5 protein-coding genes are annotated in these 4138 nt (G+C 35.5%); 4 read left to right on the top strand and 1 reads right to left on the bottom strand.

Features of this window, described 5'->3' with window-relative positions:
* The 4 genes from DDE80_RS13830 to DDE80_RS13815 all read left to right on the top strand — a co-directional run.
* Positions 1–133: zinc ribbon domain-containing protein (locus DDE80_RS13830; RefSeq protein WP_153060874.1), on the top strand; the 133-nt coding region annotated here is incomplete at its 5' end.
* Positions 134–647: 514 nt separating this feature from the next.
* Entirely contained in the window at positions 648–1268 is a 621-nt protein-coding gene (locus DDE80_RS13825) for a hypothetical protein (RefSeq protein WP_108308498.1), read from the top strand.
* Positions 1269–1291: 23 nt separating this feature from the next.
* The gene (locus tag DDE80_RS13820) at positions 1292–1930 is read left to right on the top strand and encodes a hypothetical protein (RefSeq protein WP_108308496.1); all 639 of its coding nucleotides are present in this window, start codon (positions 1292–1294) and stop codon (positions 1928–1930) included.
* A gap of 792 nt (positions 1931–2722) precedes the next feature.
* Positions 2723–3526: a hypothetical protein gene (locus DDE80_RS13815; protein WP_108308494.1), complete on the top strand. Its 804-nt coding sequence runs from the start codon at positions 2723–2725 to the stop codon at positions 3524–3526.
* A gap of 137 nt (positions 3527–3663) precedes the next feature.
* On the opposite strand, the gene DDE80_RS13810 is transcribed toward DDE80_RS13815, so the two are convergent.
* The coding region (locus DDE80_RS13810; protein WP_153060922.1) for a transposase at positions 3664–4138 on the bottom strand (475 nt) is incomplete at its 5' end.

Here is a 4138-nt window from a genome sequence, read left to right as displayed (position 1 = left end):
TTGTGGTGCAGAAAAACCTATGAAGCTATCTGAACGTACTTACCGTTGTTCATGTGGGTATGTGGCATATCGTGACTATAATTCAGCCATCAATATCAAAAATGAAGGCATTCGCCTATTGGCATTAACATAGAAACAAAAACTCTTGGAACAAGAGGGTTAGCTCGGTCAGTTTTCGTTGGCTAGTAAAAGCAACGATAAGTCGAGAAGCCCCCACTTCAATTAGACCGCAAGGTCAATAAGTGGTGGGTAGTTCACTATCGCTTCTATTTGAAATCATAGCAAAAAAATTCGACTTTAAAACGATAAAAATATGCAGGATTTTATGCAACATCGTGACAAACGCAGCCAATACAAAAATAAGCGTAAACGTTGCTGGCACTAGCTTTGTAGAAACGTGCATAAAATCCTGTATAAATAATGTTCCATAAAAAAAGAGAAAACGTTGATGTAACAGCGTTTTCTCGTTTTTTATATGCCCCCAAACTTGCATTTGGGAACGTTATTCAGTTTTATTCTGCATATGTTATTAATCTTTGTCATGTGAAAAATGCGTAGTTTAATTCCAAGATAATTTAATCCTATTTAAAAAAACAAAAATGGTTTATTATGTTACTTGAAGTTAATTTATAGGGGGTGGTTTTGTTATGAGGAAAAATGTAGGTTATTTATTTTCTTTTTTAGGATTAGTCTTTATTACTCTTATTAATCCAGTGGAACCTGAAGCAGCTAATCATCAATCAACTAGATATGGAAATGGTTTTCATTACGCATTCTATGATAGTTCGGTAAATAGTACGCATGAACAATATTTTAATCTTGCTAGGACATATTGGAATCAGAGTCCTAAAGTAGGAATTGGTAGAACATATTCACGTACTGCTTATACAGATAAATACTCTGTAGCTAGTGGTGATATTAATACGTTAGTCCTTGGAGAAGTCTTCCCGGGCTACTATGATACAGCTGGTGTCGCAAAATATAATATTGGTATGGATGACAAATGGGATTTTGTGAACCTGGTACTATACACTAATACAATGCAATATGCAGGTGGTAGTTCATATTCATTATCAACAGCTAGTCATGTAGCGGCACATGAAGTAGGTCATACCGTAAAACAAAAGCATCCACCTAGTAATATTTCATTAAATCAATCAGTTGTTCAAACCGGTTACACTTTTAATAATCTCCCTGTCATACCTGGCGGAAGTGGAAATGTACAAATAACAACCTATGATTTAAATTCTGTCAACTCGAAATTTTAATATCTTACAAAGGATGTGAATATATGAAGAAAAAGACTGTCTTTTCGATTACCTGTGCGAGTGTGATTACTGGATGCCTATTAATTTTTTATACACAAGATACTAAAATAGAACGTGATGCGACTAACATAGAAAAAGCTGTTGAAACCAACGAAGAAATTCAGAAAGTAAAATACCCAAGCCAGTTTACTGCTGAAGAAATTCAGAAGATGCCTTTGATTGAATCTATATCGACAGTAATTAGTTATGAATTGAATGATATGCCTGAGACAGCAGATTTAATTGTATTAGCAGAGGCTGTAAAACCTTATGAAGCAAGAGAGCATGTAGCAAATTATGGTGAGACGCCAGAAGATAAAATACAGCCAATATTTTTTGCAGGTGGTTATACAAAAACAGAGGTTATTATCAAAGAAATAATTAAACCTTCTGTTAAAAATGATGTAATGGTTGGTGATGAAATAACGATTATAGAGCCACTCACTATATTTCAACAACCAGATGATAGTTATGCAAGATATGCTACTGAAAATTATGTAGCATTAGATGGTACATCTACCTACTTATTATTTTTAGTGCAACCAGATCCAGCGAGTAATACTTATGGAATTCAAAACTTTAACGTCTTTCCGAAAGAAGTCTCCCATCCTCAAGGAATGTGAAGGTGCGAATAGCACCAATGAGTAGGTGGGAGATGAATTTTGGTTGGCTTTAGCCAAAGAATTTGGTAAAATATAGACATAATGTTCTTTGACAACTGGATATATGGAGTTGCATACGGAAATAAGAGCGAAAACCAAGCCCCTCGTATGCGTAAAATATCCAAGGTACTAAAAACATTGCGTATCAGTAGGGTTGGAATGCCCCGAATTCACGCTCGTGGAGAACACATAAGACTTGCTTGCAAGCTATGTTCGTGGAAGCGAGAAGCCCCCACTTCAAACGAAGTTAAGTGGTGGGTAGTTCACTCAGTGTGAGATGGCTTCTTACTTTTAAAGAGATAAACTTATTTTACTGAAAATATACGTGTTCAGTTAATCAATGTTACGGAACACTATATAATTAAAAGATATCAATTCACACATATTATTAACAAATTAAAAGGGTGATATTAACAAAATTAAAAGGAGACTGTATAGAGCAACTGAAAAGTGAACCAATTATTACATGAGCTAGTGAGCCACTTTGGAAATCTTGTCCTCCTAAAAAAGACAAGTCGGCTTTATATGGAGCGGCGAGCATGATACCCTTATCGGGACGTTAAATCCCTAACCTAATGCCATTTAAGGGTGAATCATGCTTGCAGAGGCTCCATGTCAAGCCAAGGCTTAAACAAGCTGCTTACGCTATCTTGTACACTGGAAAAGTACCCTCGTTAAATTGCGAAGTGGCTCAAATTTCAATTGCGAAATACAGGAGACCGATAGTAAAATTAAGAAAGGAGATGAGAGGATTTGAATATTTTAAACAATAAGAAGTTAAATTTGGAACATTCTATGTCATTAAAAAATCATTCATTAATTAAGAATAAGGAATTAAAACAAATTGAAGAACAAGCAAAAGTAAGCATAAAAAATAACTCTACTATCACGAACAGAGGAAATACTTCAATAAATCCATCAGAAATTAAAGTAAATGTTACAGGTGAAATGGCTCACTTCAATTTTATTAAGGATATGGATGAACTGAGCTTAGATGAGAAGAGAAAAATCGATATGTTGATAAAGAAAAGTATTGAAAAGCCAAAAGGTGGTACAGGTGATTATTTCGTAATGGACCGTGCCCAAACGAATGCACAATTGCAACTGATTGCTGATAAATTGATTCCTGAAAAATACAAAAATCAGATGAATAAGGCCATTAAAAGCTATCAAGAGGATGGTTTGAACTTTCAAGTTAAAATCTATGAAGCTGCACAAGAACGTATGGATAAACTAAGCTCTAAATATCCAACATTAGGTAAGAAAACAATCGCAACGACCGGAATAAAAACATTACAAGAACAAGAAAAAAAGATGGTTGGCTCTTATAATCAACTAAATTTATCTAGCCAATCAAATTTCGTTCAGTCTTTTGAAACAATTTTAACGAACTTTAAAGAAAATCAATTGCAATTAAAAAATAGTCCTGAAGATGTTTTGAATCAATTTCAAGATGAACTTCGTGCAAAGTGGAATGATTTTGCCACACTATTTAATGACTCAAAGATTTATAAACATCCAACCGTTAATAATTCTGTGATTGATGTGCGCCTTTAAAATAATTAAGGGGTCCCGTCACATACCCATCAAGCTAACAACGAAACTAGCTAGACTTGAATTGTTTTTACATGGCGACCAGCCCATACACAAAAAATAGACATGCCAAATTAGCCCCCAAAAAAGCATTTTTTTCGCTAGGCAGCTTGTCTAGGCTTCACTGTCTTTTCATAGACAACGCCTAAAATATCAAAGACCGTCATTTTCTTAGACCGATGACATTTACGCCCGTTTTTTGAGAGCAGCTGATACAGGCGATGGAGGATGTTCACCAGCTCTTCTGCGCCAGCTGCCATTGCTCGAAAGAATAACGGAAAGTAATCCTTAATCATATAAACCGCCTTGTACTCACTCAGCTCCTGCTTTTTCTTTTCAAGCAGAAGCTGGCGCATTTGAAACATTGTCGAAGAACAGAGGAGAATGCCAATGAGCTGACCATATAAATGGCACTCGAGGCGTTCTTTTTTCATCGTTTTACAGGCATTGATTTCAAAAAAAGACTTCCATGTTTTAAACAAAATCTCGATCTGCCAGCGCAATGAATACAGGGCATGTACGTCATTCGTTGGGACATCTTCAGGTGATGTGTTCGTGATATAAACGTTCATGCCC

This window comes from Metalysinibacillus jejuensis, assembly GCF_003057615.1.
In the GTDB taxonomy this organism is placed as follows: Bacteria; Bacillota; Bacilli; order Bacillales_A; family Planococcaceae; genus Metalysinibacillus; species Metalysinibacillus jejuensis.
This window is presented reverse-complemented; position numbering and strand designations above follow the sequence as displayed.